This is a genomic window from Enterococcus sp. C74, from assembly GCF_040887125.1.
Lineage (GTDB): Bacteria > Bacillota > Bacilli > Lactobacillales > Enterococcaceae > Enterococcus_B > Enterococcus_B hirae.
This window is the reverse complement of record NZ_JBFOFA010000003.1, coordinates 230,276-253,253: the sequence shown is the minus strand read 5'-3', so window position 1 is coordinate 253,253 and position 22,978 is coordinate 230,276. Positions and strand designations below refer to the sequence as shown.

Below are 22,978 nucleotides of genomic sequence, written 5' to 3'. Positions count from 1 at the left end.
AATAAATTGGAATATTTTTTTATTAAAAAATATATACTTTTTATAAATGTTAATTGTTTTACCCTTTAAAGATTGCTAAAATTAAAGAAAGGTATATAATTATTTATATCTTTACACGGTAACTATAGGAGGGAAAAAATGAAGAAGAATGCGAAATATATGGAAGTTTATTCTGATGTAAAAAAGAAAATTGAAAACGGTACTTACGCGATCGGTGAAAAATTACCAACTGGTTCCGAATTGGCAAAACAATATCATACGAGTAAATTGACAGTAAAAAAAGGATTAGACATGTTAGTTTCTGAAGGAGTTTTACATAGTCGAAGTGGATTTGGAACCGAAGTTTTGCGCAAACCGATCCATAATTCGAAAGTTTTCGGTCCAAGCGAAGGTTTTATGAGCGTAGTTGGCGAAGAACATGTTGACTCTGAAATTCATATGTTTTCAATTGAATTACCGTCAAAAAAAATAGCAGAGCGATTACAGATTAACGACAAGGAATACATTTATAATATTGTTCGCAGTCGTTTTGTCGATCAACAACCCTATTCATTGGAACAAACTTTTATGCCGCTATCAATTATTCCTGGTTTGGAACCTAAACACTTGAAAAAATCGGTTTATTCCTATATTCGCAATGAACTGCAGTTAGAGATCAATGCTTCTCACGTTTGGATGAAGGGCGTACTGGCAACCGAGTTTGATGCAACTATATTAGGAATTGATGCCGGAGACTTTATGATTGAAGTTGAAAAAAGTGTTTCTTTGGCAAACGGGACTCCTTTTGAATACTCCATTACAAGGCATTTGTATCAAGATTTTGTTTTTGAAGCCGTTTTTGTTGAAAAATGATTGAAAGAGCTGAGGAAATCAGCTCTTTTTTTGCCCTTTTTCATTAAAGTATATAATTTTAAAAAAAGTTATTTACTTTTATCAAATTCCGTTCTATTATTGAACTACGGTAAGTGCTTACAAATAAAAAACAAGGAGAATATACCATGAAGAAAACAAATAAGAAGGAACAGGTGTTTGAACGATTTGGTATGATCGCATCTAAGCTAGGAAATCAAATTCATATGCGTACATTACGCGATGCATTTGCAACATTCATGCCATTTATGATGTTAGCTGGATTCGTGACTTTGATTAATTACGTTATCTTAGAACCAACTGGTTTTATGGGTAAAATTGTTAAACCCGAAACATTAATGAAAGTTCAAGAAATTGGCATGTCGATCGCCAATGGAACATTGAGTATTACGACGCTATTAGTTGTAGCTGCAGTTTCTTATCATATGTGTGTTAGCAGAAATTATACAAATCATATCGCAGCGGTTTTAGTTTCGATCTCAACTTTCATCGTTTTAACACCAATGAAAATGATGTTCACTCCGGAAAATGCAAAAAAAGCGATTGAAGTAACCGGAGTTATTCCAGGTTCCCATACAGGTGCATCAGGAATGTTTGTCGGAATCTTTGTTGGATTAGTAGCTACTGAGCTATTCATTAAATTATCTACAAATGAAAAATTGCAAATCAAACTATCTGGAAATATCCCGCCCGCAGTGTTGAAGTCATTCAATGTATTGATCCCGATCATGATTACTGTTACTGGTTTTGCGATTCTATCTTTCGCTGTCAATCAGTTATTCAACATGGACGTAAATGGCGTGATCACTAAAGCGATCACGGGACCTTTAAGTCACATCACAACTGGTTTACCTGGCTTTATCTTAATCACATCAATCGCCAATTTATTCTTTGGTTTTGGAATTCATCAAGCTGTAATTTCAGGTTCTTTACTTGATCCGTTCTTATTACAAAACATGCAAGAAAATATGGCAGCTTATGCAAACCATGAACACATCCCACATATTATCAACATGGCTTTCAAGGATACTTTTGCTGTTATGGGTGGTTCAGGAAATACGATCGCCTTATTGATTGCGATTTTCATCTTTAGTCGTCGAAAAGATTATAAAGACTTTGCTAAACTATCGGTAACACCAGCGATGTTTAATATCAGTGAGCCGATCATCTTTGGATTACCGATCGTATTTAACTTGAGTCTAATTATTCCGTTTGTGTTAGCACCAATCTTCTCATTAGTAACTGCCTACTTTGCGACTGCAGCCGGCTTAATCAATCATGTGGTAGTTCAGATACCGTGGACCACACCACCAGTTATTTCAGGATTCCTTGCGACAGGTGGGGATTGGCGAGCAGCAGTATTGCAAGTTCTAATCATTGCGGTTAGCGTATTTATCTATCTACCATTCCTACGAATTGATGAACACGTAACGGCAAAAATGGCTCAAAAGGAAGCTGAAATCACTAATCAATAATTGACACCTCCACTCCTAAAAAAGTGGCCTTTCTCGTTTAGTAAATATGTAAAAAAACGTCCTCAATTCTCTTAACAACCGACATTTGGGATCATCGTTGCATTTTGAATAAGTTGAAATTATGAGACTGATGAATCAGAACAGATTTTTCAGTCTCATTTTCAGTTAACTTGCCAATGACAAAACGATTGTTAGTAAAAACATTCAAAAAAAGTTCTTATTATTCAAGGACTGTCGCAATTTATATTTTTAGACACTCTCTAGCAGGATTTTTTTCTGATCTCTTTAATACGCATAGCGTTTGCGTGTAGTACATATAAACTTGATAAGCTGATTACGTTCACCTACCAGATCTGTCGCCCCTTTGGTATGAATAGGACTGTCATCGTGTCATCTGATTGACGTATATTTAAGATATACCAAAGTGACTCGACTTTTTGCTCCTTGTTTGCCACTCTTGCAAATCTATAATGTCAAACAATCTAGATTTACTGCTTATAAAAATAATCAAAAAAAGAACCCTTGAAAATCAAGGGTTCTTCCACTATCAGATAACGATAGATTAACGACGGATTTCTTTGATACGAGCAGCTTTTCCGTGTAATGCACGTAAGTAGTACAATTTTGCACGACGTACTTTACCGTAGCGAACGACTTCGATCTTTGCAACACGTGGTGTATGCAATGGGAATGTACGTTCAACGCCTACTCCGTTAGAAACTTTACGTACTGTATAAGTTTCGCTGATTCCAGCTCCGCGGCGTTTGATTACAACACCTTCAAATAACTGGATACGTTCACGTGTACCTTCGACAACTTTCGCATGAACACGTACAGTGTCACCAGGGCGGAAAGCTGGGATGTCAGAACGTAATTGTTCTTTTGTTAATTCTTCGATTAATGGATTCATTGATCTTTTCTCCTTATTCCAAACATTCTTATGAGTTTTCCCTCACAGCGGAACATCGTAATAGTTAAGTGCTTTTGCACTCACCATAAAATATTATCACACTATCAATTTAGTGTAAAGAGTCATATTGATATTTCTTATTCTATTTCGTCTGATTCTTCTTTTTTGACTTCTTCTAACAATTTCAGCATTTGTGAGGTCATTGTTAATTGTTCCAATAAGTCAGGTCGGCGTTGATAGGTTCTTCTTAAGGATTCTTTCAGTTGCCATTCTTCAATCAATTTATGGTTTCCATTTGTTAAAACTTCTGGGACTTTCATCCCGTTAAATTCTGCTGGCCGTGTATATTGAGGATGTTCCAATAATCCCGTTGAATAAGAATCTGTTTGAGCGGATGTTTGATTTCCTAAAACATCCGGTAGTAAGCGGACTGTTGCATCAATCATCACCATTGCGCCAAGTTCGCCACCAGTCAAGACATAATCACCTAAAGAGACTTCATCCGTAACTAGCGAACGGATTCGTTCATCATAGCCTTCGTAATGTCCACAAATAAATACTAAATGTTCTTCATTCGAAAATTCTTCCGCCATCGCTTGATCAAATCGTTTACCAGCTGGATCCAATAAAATCACACGTTTTTTTGTTTCAGGATTTGCTTGTTCAATTGCTTTGATATTGTCATAGATAGGTTGGACTTTTAACAACATCCCTGCCCCGCCACCATATGGATAATCATCGACCGTTTGGTGTTTATTATCGGAATAGTCTCTAAAATTAGAAACATTGATCTCTAACAATCCTTTATTGACCGCTTTACCGATGATCGATTCACCCATTGGTCCTTCAAACATTCGTGGGAAGAGTGTTAAGACATCAATTTTCATCATCGATCAATCCTTCTGGAATCTCGACGTAAATGACCCCATTTTCTAAATCAACTGTTTTAACCACTGAGTCAATATAAGGAAGCAAAACATCCTTTTTCTTTGGTCGTTGGACTACCCAAACATCGTTAGCACCTGGTGAAAGAATTTCTTTGATTTTACCTAATTCATTTCCATTTTCCTCAACGACCTTTGCTCCAATGATCTCATGATAATAAAATTCATTTTCTGGCAACTCGATCGTTTCTTCTTTTGAAACTTTTAAAATACCGTCTCGATATTTTTCAACATCATTGATTGAAGGATGCCCTTCAAAACTTAACAAGTCAAAATTTTTATGTTTACGATGACTTTTGACGGTTAATTCAATTGGCGCTTTCTTCTCTTGAAACAAGGTAAGTACAGCACCTTTTTTATATCGTTCTTCTGGAAAATCTGTGGTAGAAATGACGCGCACTTCTCCTTTGATCCCTTGAGTATTTACGATTTTTCCAACATTTAAATATTCAGTCAACTTGTATCCCCTTTTCCTTTTCACACATGTTTCAACCAAACAATGGTTTTTAAATGGCTGAACGTGTTTTTGACGTATCTGCCTTATTTTAGCATGTGTGCATATGCAATTCTACTTTCTTTTCGCTTTTCTATATCATTTTCCAATCATTTATTGGTTCATAGAAACAGCCATTTTCAATGCGGAAAGAGTATCTTTGTGGGTAACAGTATAAACATTTTTAGGCTCTTGCCAGCTTACTTGTGTAGCTTGTTGGGAAGAATCATTCATTTCAACCGTAATTTTCCCGTACTTCTCAGGAGCAGGCAAACTTGCTTTTTCTAAGTAAGCAACGATTTCTTTGGCTAACGGTACAGGATCTTGTCCTTCAATATTACTTGCCCGGACACGAATACTCCAATTTCCTTCTTGCCATTCTAGAATACTAGATCCCGCTGCTCCTTGTTGATAGCCAGTGATATTATAGCCCAAATCGACTTGTCGGCCGTTTGTATCAACCGTAACTGGTTGCAAGGCATCAATTGCTTCTTGACTAGAAGCAAAGCCATACTGGTAAAGATAAGAAGCCATCGGGGTTTCTTGATTTAACTCTTTGGCATTTAAGACATAGGCTTTGGGTAGGTCATAGTATAAGATCGAAAAGCCCTGTTTGGTTTCGGCAGCAGCGATGTTTAATTTCCCTGTTGTAATCGGTATCTCTTGTGGCATCGGTGTTGTTGGGTATTTTTCTTTCAGTTCTTCAAATGCGGTTTGTGCTTGTTTATTCTGTGTAGATGTTTCTGTTTTTGTAGTCGCCGTTTCCGTTGTATTTCCAGACATCTCAGAGCTTTCACTCTTTTTGGTTGTTGATTGAGTATCTGTTTCTTTGGAAGTACTATGACTCGTTGAATGAGTCTCTGGTGTCGCCGTATCAGTTGTTTCAGTAGAATTATTTGTCCCTTGACAGGCACTTAAAAGTAAAAGAGCTGGTATCAATAATGCAACTTTTTTCATAGGTATATCTACTCCTTTCTATACTTTAAGGATACGCTTTCTATACTCATTTGCCAAGTAGTCCCCTCAAAAAGAAAAAAGCTGTCTCGTCAAGACGAAACAGCTTTTTTTATTCCTTATGATCGATAATATTTAAACGCACTTTTTTCGGTGCATTTGTTCGTACCCCGTAAACGATCGTACGAATTGCTTTCGCAACACGCCCTTGTTTACCGATGATACGACCAATATCTTCAGGAGCCACAGTTAGGTTATATTCATAGAAGTCTTTTGACTCAGTGACTTCTAACTGGACTTGTTCAGGATAAGTGACTAACGGACGAACGATTGTTAAGACTAATTCGCTTAAATCTTTCATATCCGATCACCTTATTTCTTTGAGAATTTAGCTTCGTGGTGTTTTTGCATAACGCCTTCTCTTGAAAGGATGTTACGTACAGTATCAGAAGGTTGCGCACCTTTAGATAACCAGTTAAGAACTAAATCTTCTTTTAAAACTACTTCTGCAGGGTCTTTCAAAGGATTGTAAGTACCTACAGTTTCGATGAAACGTCCATCACGAGGAGAACGTGAATCAGCTACGACGATACGGTAAAAAGGACTCTTTTTAGAACCCATACGTTTTAAACGGATTTTAACTGCCATTATATATTTCCACCTCCATTGTTTTATTCACAAGTTGTAGTGTAACAGTTTTTTTTTACCCTGTAAAGCTTTTTTTCTTTACAGCTAATAAAAAATTTTTTCAACTCTCTTTTTTATTGAAAAAAAGAATTCCTGTCACTAAAAAGGCAGCAATCATCAAACCTGTTACCATTAAAGAAAAAGTATAGTTACTCGAATCAATCCTTTCACCTAATGCGTTCGAAGCTGTCGTTAAATAAAAAGGAGAATACTCAGCAACTTTTGTAAACATAGATAACAGATAACAGCCAGCCACACAAATCCCTCCACAAGCTAGTACAAAATAGCCAGAAGAAATAAAGGAGGACAACCATAGAAATAAAGTATATAACCACACACCCCATAAATAATAATAAAAACTTCTTGTCCCTAATTGAACAACCAGCTCATTATCCCAATAAATAGCAGTATAAAAGTAAGTAATGAAGGAACAACCCCAAAAACCAACTGCCCAAAAAAACTGTCCCATGATCCATTTAGTAAAATAAATTTTCCAGCGAACCATCCCTTTGGTTAAAAGATTAATCAAAGTTCCTTTTTGATATTCATTCGTCAAGGTCGAGCTAAACAATAACAAAAACAATAAAAGAAACATAGGCATGTTTTTATAAAATTGTCCCCAAGAAGTCAGCGCATCTACATTGACTTCCCCGATTTTCATACCAGATGCTGCTAAATTTTCTGACATCGATTGAACGATGTAGGGTGTTAATTTGGCTATCAGTGGATTCATGATCCCAAAAATGATCGTTAATGAAAGCAACAGTAATAATCTACCTGTACGCCAATTTTCCTTCCATTCTTTTTTTGAAAACGCGAGTAATTGCTTCATTTGTCCACCACTTCCATAAAAATTTGTTCTAAGGAAGGTTCTAAACGATGAATCGATTGAATCGGTAATTTGTGATCAACAATTAAAGATAGTGCACGAAGCAAGTCTTCGTTAGTTCTGCCAGGATAAATAAGGGTTTCATTTTTCATGATTGCTCCTGGTAAAAGCGATAAAAATTCTTGAGAATGTTTCACAGTTGAAAATTGGATTTCAAATCCTTCATTTTTAGGATGGGTTTTCAATTCTGCTACCGTGCCCGATAAAACGATTTCTCCTTCATTTAAGAAAGCCACTTCATCACAAATTTGTTCCACGTCTGATAGAATATGTGTGGAAAAAAGGATCGTTGTTTGCTCTTTGACACGTAATAAGATATCCAAAATTTCTTTACGCCCCAATGGATCCAACGCCAAAGTCGGCTCATCACAAATAAACAGTTTTGGTTCATTCAGTAACCCCTGGGCAATCCCCAAACGTTGCTTCATCCCTCTTGAAAAAGTCCTAATCCTTTTTTTCTCGTGAGCCAATCCAACTAACGCTAATAACTCTTGCGTTTTTTGTTGGATTTTATGTTTAGGCATCTCGGTGATTTCCCCGCATAATTGCAAATACTCTTCGGCGGTAAGGTAGTCATAAAACATCGGAATATCTGGCAAATAGCCGATCCAACGATTCGTTTTTGTTTGACCATAGTGAACCGTTTCATCATTAACCTTGATTGTTCCAGCATCTTTTTTTAGCAACCCCAAAATCAATTTCATCGTCGTCGTTTTCCCTGCACCATTTTTTCCAATAAACCCAAAGATCGTCTTTTCCTTGACGGTAAGGGAAAGATGGTTCAACACTTTTTTTTCACCAAAAGATTTTGATACATCGATTAGTTCAAGGATCGCCATTATGCCTCCTCCTTACCGAACACGAAATACAAGATTGGACCAACAAATTGAAATCCTATGAGAATTACGATGATCCAGAGTGTTCGACTGCCAAATCGATAATGCGTATGAGTCAAAATATGATAAAGGGCATAAAAAAATAACCCAAGTTGTATGATCACTAATGGGATCAAAAATGGTAAAAACTCGTTAATATGCATTTGTTCCACCTACCAATTTCATCTTTTTATTTGATGCTGCGTTACCCCAAGTCATGCGATGATGTGTACCGATGTTTCAATGAGAAACATTCTTTATCAAAAGTTCATGTACTACACTCTTTTCTAAAAAAATCACACAAACTCCTTCAGACAAGACTTCTATTCACTAATTATAGAAGATCCATGTCAAGTGAAGCAAATATATATACGCAATAACTACTATAAGTAGTTGAAAAAAGTAGTTAAATTAGTCGCTATGTTCCTCAAGTGTTTTTATTTGCTGAGTTTACTTATTTTTTGTAAGATAAATATAGAAAGTTTGAAGGAGGAATTGTTTTATGACTAAAAAAATTGGATTTTTTGTAGGTAGTTTGCGCAAGGATTCGTACAATAGAAAAGTAGCAGAGGCTTTCGCTAACTTGCTACCTGAAGGATACGAAGGTGTTTTTGTAAAGATCGATGATCTGCCTTTTTATAACGAAGATCTTGAAACTCCAGAGAATGCTCCTGCTGAATGGAGTCGTTTCCGTGATGAGGTCAAGGAATTAGCAGGTGTTGTTTTTGTTTCTCCAGAATACAATCGTTCGGTTCCTGCTGTACTTAAAAATGCACTAGATGTAGGCTCTCGCCCTTACGGTCAAAGCGCATGGGACGGCAAACCTGGGTTAGTTGTCACTGCTTCCCCTGGCGGTATCGGTGGATTTGGCGCGAACCATCACCTACGTCAATCACTTGTATTCTTAAATGTTCCTACCTTACAACAACCTGAAGCTTATATTGGCAATATTGCAAATTTAGTTGATGAAGAAGGTCATATTGTGGAAGGAACACTCAGCTTCTTCCAAACGATTCTAGATGCTTATCTTGATTTTTTAAATAAATTAACTAAGTAAAAATTAGCTTTGATAAGCGATGGGTCGAATCAAATAGATCATATATGAAGGAAACAATCGAAAAAAGGTTGTGACCTGTCTAGCTCTGAAAAACAAGCCGAAGAATCCGAAAATAGCTTCTCCTATTTTTGGAATTCTTCGGCTTGTTTTCCTATTTATGGTCAAAGTACTATCACTACTAGAATCTGTCATACTAGCATAGCCCCCGCGATCTAATTATTTACTTATTTGTTCAGTTTTGAGCTGAGTAAATTGTTTCATTCTATTTTCTATCTCATTATAGGCCTTATTTCCATGAAGTACTTTGACAATTTTACCACCTTCCATAAAGATGACTGCTGGCACGCTAACCACACCAAGTTCATTATAAAACTTTTTAAAATTAGATACTTCTTCTTCATTTCCAGTAGTATTCAGGTAATTGATTCTCAGACCTTCTTTACTTAAAAATGAACTTAATTTTGGCTTAAAAATGATACATTCTGGACAATTGTCTCTTCCCACATAAATAACTGTATCTTCATTACTTTTAATTAATTCCTTGATTTCATTTATAGATGTTTCCTTAAACGGTTCTTTATTTAATACAATACTATTCATTAAGAGAACTTGTAGCAAAATGGCAAACAATGAAATTATTAAATATATCATTTTCTTATAGCGTTTTGTATATGTAATTCCTAATATTACAAAAGTGAAACAAAAATAAAATAATAGAATTTGTATCCCAAAATTCTGATTAAAATTAAATTCAATTGCGTTTCCTAAATCATTCGTATTCCCTATGACAGTAAATAAATTATAAGGTGCGTGAAAATTTGTTCCATAAAAAAAACTGATCAAGCAAATAGGGATAATTGACATGATTAACATCAAAAATGTAATAAAAAATGATATACCGCTACATTTTAAAAGATCAACGAATATTTTTCTCATAGACTTTCCTTCTCCCATCTAAAATTAATAATAGAAATAGTTACTAATATACCGATTAATAATAATAGTACTATCAGAAAGAGTTGCATGGAAAATGAAAAAACGCTAAATTTATTTATCAAATAAGAGATTGGAAATAATCCCACAGTTCCTAAAAAAATTAGACTTATTTGTGAAGATGGATTATTTTTATTATATGGAAATGCTATTCCTAAAATGAAGCAACAGATAGTAGATACAGTAAAAATACTTAATGAAATAAATAATTCTTTCCAACTATCTAAAGACGCTACTACACATGTAGTAAGGAATAGAATTACACCAATAAAATAGGCACTTAATAGTTTGGATAAAATATAAGTGTATTTTCCAATCCCTAAAAATTTATAGAAAGTTAACATTTTATTATCTATACCGTAACAAGGAAAAGGAAGAGTAGCGATTAATAATGCGTTAAATTTTAATAATAAAAATGGTGGTATAGAAGTTTCAGAAATAAAAATAAAAATATTCAATCCATACAAAATAAATAAAAGCAGGCTAGTGTTTTCTGAACGTAATAATAATTTAACATCTTTGAAAAAAAGACTTAAATATCTATTCATTGGACTTTGCAAACTCCATAATATTTTCGAGTGATATTCATCGTTTCTTTCAACTCCTGAAAGTAATGTAAAACTGAAAATACATATAATAATACTTATAATTTGACTTGAAATTATCAATATATTGTTCACTATAAAGCTATCCCCTATAAATAATTTACCTACCAAACCACCATTCCAAATCAAAAGATGATTTGGAAATAGATCGTAGTTTACTAGAAACATATGCATATTTGTAATCGTATTGAATCCTACTCTAGCCATAATAACTGTTTGAATTAACAAAACAAAACTTTTTATATAAGGTATTTTAATTCTACTCCCCATAAAATAAAGGCAATTATAACTGATGTGTGATATGGTAGTAATGAATAACGACTGGGAAAAAAATAGCGCTGATATAATGATAGGTATATGAATTGATACATCATGCTGTATTAAATGAGGAACTATAATAATAGAAAACATTAAAAAAGGAATTACTATTTCTATTATTAATTGAAAAGAATAATAACCGATATACTTGATATGGGGTTTCAAGTCCAAACTGTCTAAAACTTTTAATATTTTAGAATTATTTGGATCAATAAATTTTAAAATGACAAATAAAAAGAACGTAATAACAGATAGAGAAATTAAATATGTTAAAACTGCTGAATATAGTATTTTTGAATCTCCATTTAAAAATAGTACAATCACATCTTTAGTTAAAACATTAGCCAAAAAAGTTGATATACCGATCATACTCAAAACAAAAATATAAGAAAAAATTTTTTTGGCAGTCGTATCTATTAACTGTTTTAATTTATTTCTGTATACTGTTATAATCATTAAAAAAATTATTAAGAATTTTTTCAAGTCTGTCACCTCGTTCCTTCAAAAAAGCTACTTCTAAGAAAATATCCTCTATTTTTTCTTTCCTATAATTTAATTTCAACATATCAGGCATACCGCTTTCTAGTATTTTTCCATTACTAATTATTGATATACTGTCACAAATTTCTTCTACAAAAAGTAAATCATGACTAGTAATTAAAATTATTTTCCCTTGTCTTTTTAATTCATAAATGATTCTTTTTATTATATATATAGCTTCTACATCTAGTCCTCTACACGGCTCATCTAAAATTAGAACCTGAAAATCTCTCATAATTGTTGATATGATTTGTAACTTTTTTTTCATTCCATGCGAATATGAACTTATTAAATCATGAATATCTTCCTTCAAATCAAAAATTTCTAGTAATTGTGCAATTCTTTTATCTGTTACACCTATTGACAATTTTTTTATAAATAAGAGATATTCAATACCAGTTAATTCTTCAATCAATATAATCTCATCTGATACATAAGCTATTTCTTTATTTATTCTGTAGTTTTCTAAAGGTTGATTGCATAATGAAATGTTACCACTATCCTTTTTTACAATACCTAGGATAGTGTTTATCAAGGTGGTTTTTCCAGATCCATTAGGTCCAGCTAAGCAAAGAATCTCTCCATGTTTAATTTCAAATGAAGCCCACTTTAGACCTTTTTGAGACTTCTTGTATATCTTTCTCAGTCCTTCAATTTTTAACATATACCCTCCCAAAAATAATTATTAATTAACGCAAATAAAAACAAAAAGGAGTGATATATAATATACAGCTGTATATAGTTCCTCCTTTTTGAAAATGTATGTCCCAAGATATGAATAATGTTTTTAACTTGATTTAATTAATTATTTACATCCTAACCTAACTGAGCCGTTACCATTTACATATGACCACGATCCTGTAAAGTTTTTACCTTTAGTCAAACAGTACAAGACTGCTGCTCCAACAATAGTAATAGCAAGTAAAAGTAAAATTGCTATTGCTACTACATACCAAACTACTTTATCTTCTGTTAATGATATATTTTGTTCCACTATTTTTGGTGTTGAATAATTCATTTAACACTCACCTTTCTTTTTGCTATTATAAGAACATTAAGTCTAATGACTTAACAACTCTTTTACTATTTCATAACCATCACCAAATATCGGTAACAAATTGATTATGTGAAATAAGAATATAACTGCGGGAATCCTTACCCACAACTCTTTGGATAACAAATAAAGTATAATTCCCAGTAAAACAGTAAATACTGCTCCAGAAGCTCGAACTTTTATACTTAAACTTTTCCTTAATTTGCCTCTAATTATAGAAAAAGTGAATCTTCTTAATACTAAATAACCTGAAAAATTTTTCATAATTGATCTATACACGATTAAATGTACTGTTTCATGTATAACTAAACTAATTAACAAATTTAAATATATATATAACGGTAGTAACAATAATAAAAAATTAGCATTCCAAATTTTAATATAATTTTTAAGTAAATATACAACAATCAACTCCGCTATAATTATGAATGCTATCGGAAAAATGTTTTCTTTAAAAACATATTTAAAAATCTCACAAAAATTCCCAAATTTATTTTTCCCCTGAATATCATAGCGGATTCTTGTATCATTTTTTAAATTTTGATATTTCCATAATAGGATACCTATAAATGATGCCCTCTCGATTGGAAAAAAATTTAATATTCCTTTTTGATTCATTGAAATTAAAAATAACTTAATATCGGTATATAATGTATCTAATGACGTGGTGGGAAATATACTTTTCATCCATTGAATTAAATCTGAAAAAAAGATATTTTTACTATTAATCAATTTATTACAAATAATTTTCCCAATATTATCTAGCTCAATCCTTAACTCAGGTATTTTATCATCAGATAAATAATTTCCTTCTATTGTTATTGAAGATGGTATTTCAATTTTAAAATCATCAAATCTAGTTAAATTATTTTTGTAAAAGGTTTTTCTAAAAAAATACTTATCCAATCAAATCTCCTTAATTTATCATTTTATAGAAAGTAAAGTAATCGTTTACTTTTATATATGTAAATCGTATACCCTTGTATTATTTTAGTAAAGGGGAAAATTTCCCCACACAACACCTTTTAAATACAATATGTTACCTATATAATTCAAAGTGAAGCGCTTTATATTAAGGGGTGATTTGTATTTTCTATGCAAGGTGGTTAAAACGAAAAAGATTAAAGGCAAATTATACTCAAACATTTGTTGCAAATTATCTCAATGTAAGTCGAGAAACCGTTTCTTGTTGGGAAAGAGGAAAAGGAAGACCTAATTACGAATGTTTGCGCAATATTTTTAATCTTTATCGTTGTAGTGATAAAGAAATCGCTCAATTTATTAACATGAGAGACGATTAAGACTTAAGTTAGTTATAATATACATCATACTAACTTAAGTCTTAATCGCCTTCTCTCTTGATTTAATCAAACTATTTTTAAACAATAATACTTGCCATCACAACATAATCTTTCCCATCATATTCCACGATTACTTACATAATGCAATTCAATGAACTCTCCAAAATAATTAGTATCAACTAGTTTCAATCGTTCTTCGTATGCGCCTTCTTGAAACAATCGAACACCTTCTCCTAAAAGCACAGGTGCGATTTGGATCCACCATTCATCGATCAAATGATTTTCGATCAAAGGTTTCAACAAATTCCCACCACCAACGGCCCAGACTGTTTGGTTAGAATGTTCTTTTATGTTTTTCACGAATGAAACGGGATCTTCATGAACAACTGTTGCATCATTTAATACCAGCTCTTTATTAGAAGAAAATACAAAATTCTTTTTTTCAGGATACAGATGGTCAGTTGCTAACAATTTTTTTGCTTCCTGATAAGTTTTTCTTCCCATAATCGTTTGATCAATTGTTTGATAAAAAGCCTCGTAAGTTGTTTTTTCTCCAGTTGGTGTGTCAAATAACCACTGTAAACTATCCTCTTTTGTTGCTAAGTAGCCATCTAAACTAATGGCTCCATAAAAGACGATTTTCCCCATCATGTTCACTCTCCTTTTCTCATCTGGCTGACTTCTTGTTTGCGAAAGCAATGATCTAAATGGTCATTGACAATTCCCACAGCTTCTAAAAAAGCATATATGGTTGTGCTTCCGATGAATTTAAAACCGCGTTGTTTTAGATCTTTGGCGATTTGATCAGATAACGGGCTCGTTGTCGGTACCTCATTTTGTTCTTTATACGAGTGATTGATCACTTGATGATCCGAAAATGACCACAAATAATCCGCAAAACTACCAAATTCATGTTGGATTTTTTGGACACCCTGAGCATTGGCTACCGCTGCTTCAATTTTACGACGGTTACGAATGATCCCTTTATTTTCCATCAACTCATTGATTTTTGCTTCTGTATATTCGGCTACTTTAGCGATCGAAAAAAAGTCATAAGCTTCATCAAAAGAGGCACTTTTATTCAAAATCGTTTGCCAGCTTAATCCCGCTTGATTGATATCTAACATCAATTTACGAAAAAGTAATTGATCATCATATTCTGGAACACCCCAAACTGTGTCATGATAATGTTTCATACTTGCTGTTTGCTCACCCCAAGGACATCTTCGTTTCATTCTCTTCACCTCTTAGCTTTATTGTACCATTCCTTTGTTTCTCTATCTAAAAAGAGGAACGCTATGGCAGGTAGTTTTTGAATTGGGTTTATCTATTATGCAAAAAAAGAATCGCAAAGCCAGCAGAAGCTAACTCAACGATTCTTTCGACGGATGAAACGGTAAACAAAATTCTACTATTATAATAGAAGTACGATAGACGTACGATAGAAGCTTTATTTCCGTTTTTTCTTTTTCTTTTTGTTTTTCTTGATCATGCGATTCATCGCCATTTTTCCAAGTTTTCCTTTGACACCTGTGCCAAACATTTGGTCCATTCCAGGAATATTCATATCTCCCTTAGACATTTGTTGCATCATTTTGCGTGATTCTTTAAATTGCTTAATCATGCGGTTAACTTCAACCACACTGTTACCAGAACCAGCGGCAATCCTTCTGCGACGACTTGGATTCAATAAATCAGGGTTTTCTCTTTCTGCAGGTGTCATTGAGTAAACCATTGCTTTTTTACGTTCGACATCTTTAGGATCTACTTTGACATTTTCAATCCCTGGTACTTGGTTCATCCCAGGAATCATTTTGATCAGATCCTCTAACGGTCCCATCCCCATCACTTGATCCAACTGTTCAATGAAATCATTGAAATCAAATGAATTTTCCCGCATTTTTTTCGCTAATTCTTCTGCTTTTTTCTCGTCATAGTCTTGTTGCGCTTTTTCGATCAACGTCAACATATCGCCCATACCAAGAATACGGCTTGCCATACGGTCTGGATGGAAAACTTCAAGATCTGTTAATTTTTCCCCTGACCCGATGAATTTGATTGGTGCGCCAGTCACAGAACGGATCGAAAGTGCTGCACCACCACGTGTATCACCATCTAATTTAGTAATAACTACCCCAGTGATCCCTAGTTGTTGGTTAAAACTATCTGCCACATTGACAGCATCTTGACCGGTCATCGCATCGACAACCAACAAGATTTCATTTGGTTGTGTTAATTCTTTGATTTGTTTCAATTCATCCATCAGGGTTTCATCGATATGCAGACGCCCCGCCGTATCGATCAGAACATAATCATTTTTCTTTTCTTTTGCTAATTCCATCCCTTGACGAACGATCTCAACTGGACTAACATCTGTTCCCATATCAAAAACAGGTACATCTAATTGTTGCCCTAGAACTTTCAATTGATCGATCGCAGCTGGACGATACACGTCACCTGCGATTAGTAAAGGACGTGCATTTTCATTTTTCTTTAAATAGTTGGCTAGTTTACCAGTAAACGTCGTTTTACCTGCCCCTTGCAAACCTGCCATCATGATGACTGTTGGAATTTTTGGTGATTTATTCAATTCAACAGTTTCTGCCCCTAAAGTGATCGTCAATTCTTCATCAACGATCTTAACGATTTGTTGTGCAGGTGTTAAACTTTCTAATACTTCTACACCAATCGCCCGTTCTCGAACACGCTTCGTAAAGTCTTTTACTACTTGTAAGTTTACATCGGCTTCTAGTAATGCAAGGCGGATCTCCCGCATCATTTCTTTGACGTCAGCTTCTGAAACTTTCCCTTTTTTTCTTAACTTGCTCATTGCCTGTTGAAGGCGCTCAGTTAAATTTTCAAATGCCATGATTTCTTCATTCCTTTATTCTTCAATTTCTTGGATCTGTTTCACATAATCAAGGAGAACTTCATCTTTAGGATAAGTTTCCTTTACATAAGTTTTCATTTTTTCTAATAACTGTTCCCGAACAATATAATTAGAGAAAAGATGGAGTTTCTTTTCATAATCTTCTAAAATCTTACTGGTTCGTTTGATATTATCGTATACTGCTTGGCGACTTACTTCATACTCTTCTGCTATTTCTCCTAATGAAAAATCGTCTGCATAATACAACTCCATATAATTCATCTGTTTTTCGGTTAAAAGCGTAGAATAAAATTCAAAAAGTGCGTTCATTCGGTTCGTTTTCTCGATTTCCATTCTGTTCACCTCGCAATTTCAACCATTCTTCATCAGAGAGTACGGTCATCTTTTGTTGGATAAAATAAGCAGTTGCTACACCAGTTCCAGACTTCAAGGTTCCTGAAAAACTCCCATCATAAATAAGAGAGGAACCACAAGAAGGACTTTTCGCTTTTAATATCACTAAATCTATTTCTTGCTCTTTTAATTTTTGATAAGCATGGATTGCCCCTTCTTGGTAGGCTTTTGTGACGTCTTCACCATTTGTAGTGATCACTTTTGCCTGACCATTCCAAACGTCAAATCCATCGCCACCAACGATTTCTGCTGGGGCTCTAGGAGTTGAAAGACCGCCCATTACTTCAGGACAAACCATGATCGCTTTACCTTCAGCGACCAGTTTCTTTAATTCCGGCACAGCTTTTTCTTGTCCATCATACCGACATAAGACACCGCCTAAACAAGCGCTAATTCCGATCAATTGCCACTCACTCCTTTATCCAACAAAGTGCCTTCCTATTATACCATTTATTTAGTTGGTAAAATAGTCCTTCTACTGGATTCTATGCTAAAATAAGAAATGTCTATTCATGACACTTAATTAAAAAAACCAGGCATTAGTTGATAGCTGTTTTTAAATAAACAAAAAGAATGAACGCAAGAAAAGGGAGAAGTTATGAAAAAAGTATTAGTGGTAGATGATGAACCTTCAATCGTCACATTGTTGACATTCAATCTGGAAAAAGAAGGGTATCAAGTAACAAGTGCTTTAGACGGACAAAAAGGACTGGAATTAGCACTGGAAGAACCTTTTGATTTTATGATTTTAGATGTGATGCTGCCTTCTATAGATGGTATGGCAATCACCCAAAAGTTAAGACAAGAAAAAATTGATACTCCAATTTTAATGCTAACAGCCAAAGATGACCAGGTCGATCGGATCATCGGTTTGGAAATTGGTGCTGATGATTATTTAACAAAGCCTTTCAGCCCTAGAGAAGTACTTGCTAGAATGAAAGCTATTTTTCGCCGCATCGAACCACGCCATGTCCAACAAGAAGAAGCAGAACCTGCTTACCTAACGATTGGACAGATCAAAGCAGATTTAACGAATTTCCAAGTAACCGTAGAGGAACGACCAATCGAATTAACGCCAAAAGAATTTGAACTGCTCGTTTATTTTATGAAACGAAAAGATCGTGTAATTGATCGTGATACGCTGCTAAATCGCATCTGGAATTTTGATTTTGCAGGTCAAAGTCGAATCGTTGATGTCCATGTCAGTCACTTAAGAGAAAAAATCGAAAGAGACCCTAAACATCCAAAATATTTAGTGACAGTTCGCGGTTTTGGCTATAAATTTCAGGAACCAAAACGATGAATTGGAAAAAAATTTCTGAGCGTGTCTTCTTTTTCATTCTCTTAGTGGGACTCTTTTTCGGTGGCTGGCAAATGATTTCTCAATATTTCAAACAACAAATCATCGAGCAACAAGAAAGCTATCTTTCAAAAAAAGGGCAATTGCTGATCCAGCAATTGACTATTGATGATTTATCTTCGAAGCATAATCAATCAGTTTTAACAGACTTTGTTCATCAATCAAATGAACGACTAACCTTATTAGCTCCAAATGGTACAATCCTATTCGATACGACCGATCACTCACTACGAGGGCAGCGAAATACTCGTCCAGAAATCAAAGCAGTCCTTGATGGCGGCTCACTAGGTACTTCTTTAAGAATGAGCAGTACGTTAAAGGAAGAACTATTATATGTAGCACTACCGATCAAGAAGAATGGGCAGTTGGAAGCCATTATTCGAATCGCAGAACCAACAAATGGCTTTTTGCCAAGAACAGAAAATTTTCGTCGTTGGGTCTTTTTCTTCTTTTTGGTTTTCTTCGTTGTTTTGTCCAGTATGAGCTATTATTTGGTTTATCAACGTAACCGTCCCTTGAAAACCGTGCTGCCCGTCTTAAAGAAAATGGTCAAAAACCCTGATAAAACCGAGACCATCATGCAAACTTCTGATCAATGGGAAGAACTTTACCAAACGATCAATGCTTTGAGTGAACAAATGAGTAAAGTCTATCGTGCCTATACGACCACTGAAGAACAATTGTATACTCTATTGAATGAATTAATGATTGGTGTCTTTTTGATCGATTCAGAGTCACATCTGCGGCTATTGAATCCAAAAATGCAGGCACATTTAGGGGTACATGATTATCAGCCTAATCAACGGTATACTGAGATCATTCAAGAGCCAAAATTAATCCAATTGATTCACCAAGTTACGCCAAATGAACCATTGATCCATCAAGAAATTACTATTTCAGAGGGACAACAAACATTAGACATCAGCTTACGTTACTTCAATAGTTCTGAAGAGACTGGGCAGATTCTAGGCGTGGCTTATGATCTCACAAAAGTAAGACGATTAGAAAAACTGCAAAAAGACTTCGTAGGAAATGTTTCTCATGAACTTAAAACACCGGTTACTTCATTGATCGGATTTACTGAAACACTGCTGGATGGAGCCAAAGATGACCCAAAAATATTGAATGAGTTCCTATTGATCATGCAAAAAGATGCGATTCGTTTAGATAAGCTGATCCGAGAAATCATTCAGTTATCAAAAGATGAAGAAACGGCACACGAAACGCAAACCATCCATTTAGCAACTTACTTTGAACAAATCATTCAAAGTTACCAACCAATGATCGAAAAGAAACACTTAACCCTGGAAATGCAACAGAAAGAAAAATCATTTACAACTCAAACTGAACTCTTATACCCGATCATCAAAAATCTGATCGAAAATGCAATCCAATATTCTAAAGAATCAGAGAAAATAATCATCCGTTACGAGGTTGACAACCAATTGACATTCTCTGTCCAAGACTTTGGTATTGGGATTGATCGTGAAGATCAAGAAAGGATCTTTGAGCGCTTCTATCGAGTGGATAAAGCACGTAGTCGACACTCAGGTGGTACTGGTCTAGGTCTGGCTATTGTGAAAGATTACGTCAATCTCTTGGGTGGTACGATCAAAGTGGAAAGTCATCCAGGAATGGGGTCGACTTTTACCGTCACCATCCCTCCAGCATGATCACCTTTAAATCTTCAAAAAATGAATGAACAAGTGAAATAGCGGAACAGAAAAAAATAGGCGGTTGGCATAACCGCCTATTTTTGTTTTGTCTATCTGTTAATCGTGTTTATTGTCTACTGAAAACAGCACTTTGAGCCAGAACCAAATAGACCGTTTTTTCTTTCCATCCTTCAACTGGCTGTAATTTTCAATCATTCGCGAATATTGCCGGAAAATCGAGTCCGCCGCAAAAAATAGAATCAAAAGCAACAGAATCGAAACGGGTGAAATAGCGGAGATAGAAAATAATTTATGCAGAAAGACGACTGAAAATAAGATACCTGCTGCACAAAATAAAATGATCCGCCCTCTGAATTGGTTCAATGGGTGACAAATTTTATAGAGTACGAGAAAACCAACCGCTGTCAGTAGCATCGTTGAAGCCGTGGAAACATCTGTCTTATTCAAATGCAAGATGACACCGCCTACCACTAAAGTCCCCACGACAGTCATATCTGTTAGCCCACCAGGAATGGCTTTTTCTAAGACATTCACAATAAACTTTCCTTCAATTCGATTTTTGTTTTCTTCAAGAGCAAGTAAAAACGATGGCAAACCAATCGTAAACAGACTAATCAATGTAATTTGAGAAGGCTCCAACGGATAAGTCAGTGCGAACAAGACAGAAAAGACGGAAAGTAAGAAAGAAAAAATATTTTTTACTAAAAACAAACTAGCAGATCGTTCAATATTATTAACAACTCGCCGACCTTCTGCTACGATCTCAGGCATTCTAGAAAAATCAGAATCTAATAAAGCAACTTGCGCAGCTTGGATCGTTGCTTCGTTGCCAGAAGCCATAGCGATACTACAATCAGCTTCTTTCATTGCTAAAATGTCATTGACACCATCACCAGTCATCGCAACTGTATTTTTTTGTTTAAGAAGCTGAACGAACTGCATTTTTTGTTCAGGCTTAACCCGTCCAAATACGGTGTATTTTTCCACTGCTGAGAGATAATCTTCCTCAGCAAGTTGAGAAACATCAATATATTGGTCTGCATTAGCAATGCCAGCCTGTAATGCGACAGTTGAAACGGTCTGCGGATTATCCCCTGAAATCACTTTGATTGCTACCCCTTGTTCCTTAAAATAAGCAAATGTGTCAGGGGCTTCTTTACGAATTGGGTTGGCAATCAAAAGATAAGCAAGCGGAATCACTTCTGCTTCTAAAAGTGCTTCGCTCAATATTCCTTGGTAACTACCGAAAACCAACACACGGTAGCCTTGATCAGCATATTGACTAAATTCATTTTTAACTGTTTCGAAACGTTCACGTAAAACCATTTCTGGCGCTCCTAATACATAGACCCCATCCGCAAATGTTACGCTACTGAATTTTTGTACCGACGAAAAAGGCAAGATAGATAAAGGTTCTTGATCTGTAGGGTTATTAAAGTACGTTTTGATTGCTTGCATCGTCGCATTGTCATTTGCCATAGCTTTAGCATAATCTGAAATGAGTTCTTGAATCCTAGTTGCCTGTTGCTCCGCTTGCTCATTTTTAGCAATCACTAGTTTTTGTACAGACATCTGATTTTCAGTAATAGTTCCCGTTTTATCTACACATAGTACATTAACCCTTGCTAAAGTCTCTATGCTTTTCATATCATGTAATAATACTCGTTGCTTAGCTAAACGAGCGGCACTCATTGCTAGAGCGATCGTTGTCAATAGATACAAGCCTTCTGGTATCATCCCGATTAAAGCTGCTTCCATGGCTACCACACTTTCTTTGATCGTGTTGCCATTAAAAAAGTAACTTTGTGAAAACAAGGTGATACCGATGGGAATAATAATGATCCCGATCCATTTGATTAATTTATTCAGCGAAGCAATCATTTCTGATTGTTCGCCTCCTCCCATTTTTTTTGCTTTTGCTGTTAATTGGGAGATGTAAGAGTCATAGCCAACCTTGTCTAATCGTGCATAAGCCTTACCAGAAACGACAAAGCTCCCTGACATCAAATAATCATCTACTTCTTTCACGATCTCATCTGCTTCACCTGTCAAAAGTGCTTCATTGACTTGTAATTTACCGTCTAAGACATAACCGTCTGCAGGAATCTGTTGACCCGTTTCGAGCAAGATGACATCATCTAAAACTAATTCCTCCATATCGATCTTATTGGCTACGCCGTTTCTTACGACTGTGACTTTTGCTGCATTCAGTACACTCAAATTATCTAATATCTTTTTTGAGCGAATCTCTTGATAGATAGCAATTCCCGTGTTTGCAAGAATCACTGGCAAAAAAGTCAAATTTTTATAGGAACTAACTAGACATAATAAAACTGCTAAGACGATAAAAATCAAATTAAAATAAGTAAATATATTTTGCAAAACGATTTGTTTGTTCGTTTTAAATGATGGGTCGATCGTTTCATTTGTTGCTTGAGCATGCACTCGTTCTGCAACTTGCTCATCTGTTAGCCCCTCTCGATAATCGGGAGCATATCTTGTAATATTTTTAACTGAAGTTTGATCTTTTTCAACTTCCGTTTGATGACTAAATATTCTCATTTACCGTTTACCTCGATTATTAGTATTATATTTACCTTAATACATTTGTAAAAAAAAAGCCTATGAAATGACTAATAAATATCTTTCATTACTGTCATATTCATTTGCAGGAAATAGCTAAAAAAAAAAGCA

The 22,978-nt window shown here is 34.9% G+C and carries 26 protein-coding genes; 6 read left to right on the top strand and 20 right to left on the bottom strand.

The features are described from left to right. The first annotated feature begins 138 nt into the window (after positions 1-138). Both AB3H93_RS05700 and AB3H93_RS05695 read left to right on the top strand, forming a co-directional pair. On the top strand, positions 139-852 hold the full coding sequence (locus AB3H93_RS05700) for a GntR family transcriptional regulator (RefSeq protein WP_034700829.1): 714 nt from the start codon (positions 139-141) through the stop codon (positions 850-852). Between the two features lie 146 nt (positions 853-998). Then, positions 999-2,345 (top strand): PTS sugar transporter subunit IIC, encoded by a 1,347-nt coding sequence (locus tag AB3H93_RS05695; RefSeq protein ID WP_010737911.1) that lies wholly within the window; start codon positions 999-1,001, stop codon positions 2,343-2,345. A gap of 562 nt (positions 2,346-2,907) precedes the next feature. Here AB3H93_RS05695 and rplS read toward each other — a convergent pair. The 9 genes from rplS to AB3H93_RS05650 all read right to left on the bottom strand — a co-directional run bounded on the left by rplS (position 2,908) and on the right by AB3H93_RS05650 (position 8,261). After that, on the bottom strand, positions 2,908-3,255 hold the full coding sequence (rplS, locus tag AB3H93_RS05690; RefSeq protein WP_002286913.1) for a 50S ribosomal protein L19: 348 nt from the start codon (positions 3,253-3,255) through the stop codon (positions 2,908-2,910). A 137-nt stretch (positions 3,256-3,392) separates the two neighbouring features. After that, complete coding sequence (gene trmD, locus AB3H93_RS05685) at positions 3,393-4,142, bottom strand: tRNA (guanosine(37)-N1)-methyltransferase TrmD (protein ID WP_094940995.1); 750 nt, start codon at positions 4,140-4,142, stop codon at positions 3,393-3,395. Beyond that, entirely contained in the window at positions 4,132-4,656 is a 525-nt protein-coding gene (gene rimM, locus AB3H93_RS05680) for a ribosome maturation factor RimM (RefSeq protein ID WP_010718461.1), read from the bottom strand. The genes trmD and rimM overlap by 11 nt, the downstream gene beginning before the upstream one ends. 150 nt (positions 4,657-4,806) lie before the next feature. Continuing rightward, positions 4,807-5,649: a hypothetical protein gene (locus tag AB3H93_RS05675; protein WP_010718462.1), complete on the bottom strand. Its 843-nt coding sequence runs from the start codon at positions 5,647-5,649 to the stop codon at positions 4,807-4,809. A gap of 109 nt (positions 5,650-5,758) precedes the next feature. Then, positions 5,759-6,007, bottom strand: coding sequence for a KH domain-containing protein (locus AB3H93_RS05670; protein ID WP_010718463.1), 249 nt, complete (start codon positions 6,005-6,007; stop codon positions 5,759-5,761). Between the two features lie 11 nt (positions 6,008-6,018). After that, on the bottom strand, positions 6,019-6,294 hold the full coding sequence (gene rpsP, locus AB3H93_RS05665; protein ID WP_010718464.1) for a 30S ribosomal protein S16: 276 nt from the start codon (positions 6,292-6,294) through the stop codon (positions 6,019-6,021). Between the two features lie 100 nt (positions 6,295-6,394). Then, a complete protein-coding gene (locus tag AB3H93_RS05660; protein ID WP_178285871.1) occupies positions 6,395-7,165 on the bottom strand; it encodes an ABC transporter permease subunit in 771 nt (256 codons plus the stop codon). Next, positions 7,162-8,061, bottom strand: coding sequence for an ATP-binding cassette domain-containing protein (locus tag AB3H93_RS05655; RefSeq protein WP_368020269.1), 900 nt, complete (start codon positions 8,059-8,061; stop codon positions 7,162-7,164). Before AB3H93_RS05655 ends, AB3H93_RS05660 begins: the two co-directional genes overlap by 4 nt. Continuing rightward, complete coding sequence (locus AB3H93_RS05650; RefSeq protein WP_010737914.1) at positions 8,061-8,261, bottom strand: PLDc N-terminal domain-containing protein; 201 nt, start codon at positions 8,259-8,261, stop codon at positions 8,061-8,063. The genes AB3H93_RS05655 and AB3H93_RS05650 overlap by 1 nt, the downstream gene beginning before the upstream one ends. A 338-nt stretch (positions 8,262-8,599) precedes the next feature. Here AB3H93_RS05650 and AB3H93_RS05645 point away from each other — a divergent pair, with 338 nt between their 5' ends. After that, the gene (locus tag AB3H93_RS05645) at positions 8,600-9,154 is read left to right on the top strand and encodes an NADPH-dependent FMN reductase (RefSeq protein WP_010718468.1); all 555 of its coding nucleotides are present in this window, start codon (positions 8,600-8,602) and stop codon (positions 9,152-9,154) included. 216 nt (positions 9,155-9,370) lie between these two features. Here the strand turns inward: AB3H93_RS05645 and AB3H93_RS05640 are convergent, their stop codons facing one another. The 5 genes from AB3H93_RS05640 to AB3H93_RS05620 all read right to left on the bottom strand — a co-directional run bounded on the left by AB3H93_RS05640 (position 9,371) and on the right by AB3H93_RS05620 (position 13,570). Further along, complete coding sequence (locus tag AB3H93_RS05640) at positions 9,371-10,090, bottom strand: thioredoxin family protein (protein ID WP_053766610.1); 720 nt, start codon at positions 10,088-10,090, stop codon at positions 9,371-9,373. Next, the gene (locus AB3H93_RS05635) at positions 10,087-11,562 is read right to left on the bottom strand and encodes a hypothetical protein (protein ID WP_368020268.1); all 1,476 of its coding nucleotides are present in this window, start codon (positions 11,560-11,562) and stop codon (positions 10,087-10,089) included. The genes AB3H93_RS05640 and AB3H93_RS05635 overlap by 4 nt, the downstream gene beginning before the upstream one ends. Continuing rightward, positions 11,501-12,274 (bottom strand): ABC transporter ATP-binding protein, encoded by a 774-nt coding sequence (locus tag AB3H93_RS05630; protein WP_010718471.1) that lies wholly within the window; start codon positions 12,272-12,274, stop codon positions 11,501-11,503. The genes AB3H93_RS05635 and AB3H93_RS05630 overlap by 62 nt, the downstream gene beginning before the upstream one ends. Before the next feature lie 141 nt (positions 12,275-12,415). Further along, entirely contained in the window at positions 12,416-12,628 is a 213-nt protein-coding gene (locus AB3H93_RS05625; RefSeq protein WP_010718472.1) for a hypothetical protein, read from the bottom strand. A gap of 42 nt (positions 12,629-12,670) precedes the next feature. Beyond that, complete coding sequence (locus AB3H93_RS05620; RefSeq protein WP_368020267.1) at positions 12,671-13,570, bottom strand: hypothetical protein; 900 nt, start codon at positions 13,568-13,570, stop codon at positions 12,671-12,673. A 173-nt stretch (positions 13,571-13,743) separates the two neighbouring features. On the opposite strand from AB3H93_RS05620, the gene AB3H93_RS05615 reads away from it, so the two are divergent. Further along, positions 13,744-13,965 carry a helix-turn-helix domain-containing protein gene (locus AB3H93_RS05615; protein WP_228196763.1) on the top strand — a complete coding sequence of 74 codons (222 nt, stop codon included), beginning with the start codon at positions 13,744-13,746 and terminating at the stop codon, positions 13,963-13,965. Positions 13,966-14,082: 117 nt separating this feature from the next. On the opposite strand, the gene AB3H93_RS05610 is transcribed toward AB3H93_RS05615, so the two are convergent. From AB3H93_RS05610 to AB3H93_RS05590, 5 genes are all read right to left on the bottom strand, one after another. Next, on the bottom strand, positions 14,083-14,613 hold the full coding sequence (locus tag AB3H93_RS05610; RefSeq protein ID WP_368020321.1) for a dihydrofolate reductase family protein: 531 nt from the start codon (positions 14,611-14,613) through the stop codon (positions 14,083-14,085). A 5-nt stretch (positions 14,614-14,618) separates the two neighbouring features. After that, positions 14,619-15,200, bottom strand: a complete 582-nt coding sequence (locus tag AB3H93_RS05605; RefSeq protein ID WP_368020266.1) for a DNA-3-methyladenine glycosylase I — start codon at positions 15,198-15,200, stop codon at positions 14,619-14,621. Between the two features lie 215 nt (positions 15,201-15,415). Then, positions 15,416-16,834, bottom strand: coding sequence for a signal recognition particle protein (gene ffh / locus AB3H93_RS05600; RefSeq protein ID WP_010718476.1), 1,419 nt, complete (start codon positions 16,832-16,834; stop codon positions 15,416-15,418). 15 nt (positions 16,835-16,849) lie between these two features. Further along, positions 16,850-17,188, bottom strand: a complete 339-nt coding sequence (locus AB3H93_RS05595) for a putative DNA-binding protein (protein ID WP_010718477.1) — start codon at positions 17,186-17,188, stop codon at positions 16,850-16,852. Continuing rightward, positions 17,148-17,651 (bottom strand): DUF523 domain-containing protein, encoded by a 504-nt coding sequence (locus tag AB3H93_RS05590; RefSeq protein WP_010718478.1) that lies wholly within the window; start codon positions 17,649-17,651, stop codon positions 17,148-17,150. Before AB3H93_RS05590 ends, AB3H93_RS05595 begins: the two co-directional genes overlap by 41 nt. A 195-nt stretch (positions 17,652-17,846) precedes the next feature. Here AB3H93_RS05590 and AB3H93_RS05585 point away from each other — a divergent pair, with 195 nt between their 5' ends. Then, complete coding sequence (locus AB3H93_RS05585; protein WP_010718479.1) at positions 17,847-18,551, top strand: response regulator transcription factor; 705 nt, start codon at positions 17,847-17,849, stop codon at positions 18,549-18,551. Then, the gene (locus tag AB3H93_RS05580; protein WP_063627360.1) at positions 18,548-20,281 is read left to right on the top strand and encodes an ATP-binding protein; all 1,734 of its coding nucleotides are present in this window, start codon (positions 18,548-18,550) and stop codon (positions 20,279-20,281) included. Before AB3H93_RS05585 ends, AB3H93_RS05580 begins: the two co-directional genes overlap by 4 nt. 99 nt (positions 20,282-20,380) lie before the next feature. On the opposite strand, the gene AB3H93_RS05575 is transcribed toward AB3H93_RS05580, so the two are convergent. After that, positions 20,381-22,846 (bottom strand): cation-translocating P-type ATPase, encoded by a 2,466-nt coding sequence (locus AB3H93_RS05575; protein ID WP_368020265.1) that lies wholly within the window; start codon positions 22,844-22,846, stop codon positions 20,381-20,383. Positions 22,847-22,978 lie beyond the last annotated feature (132 nt).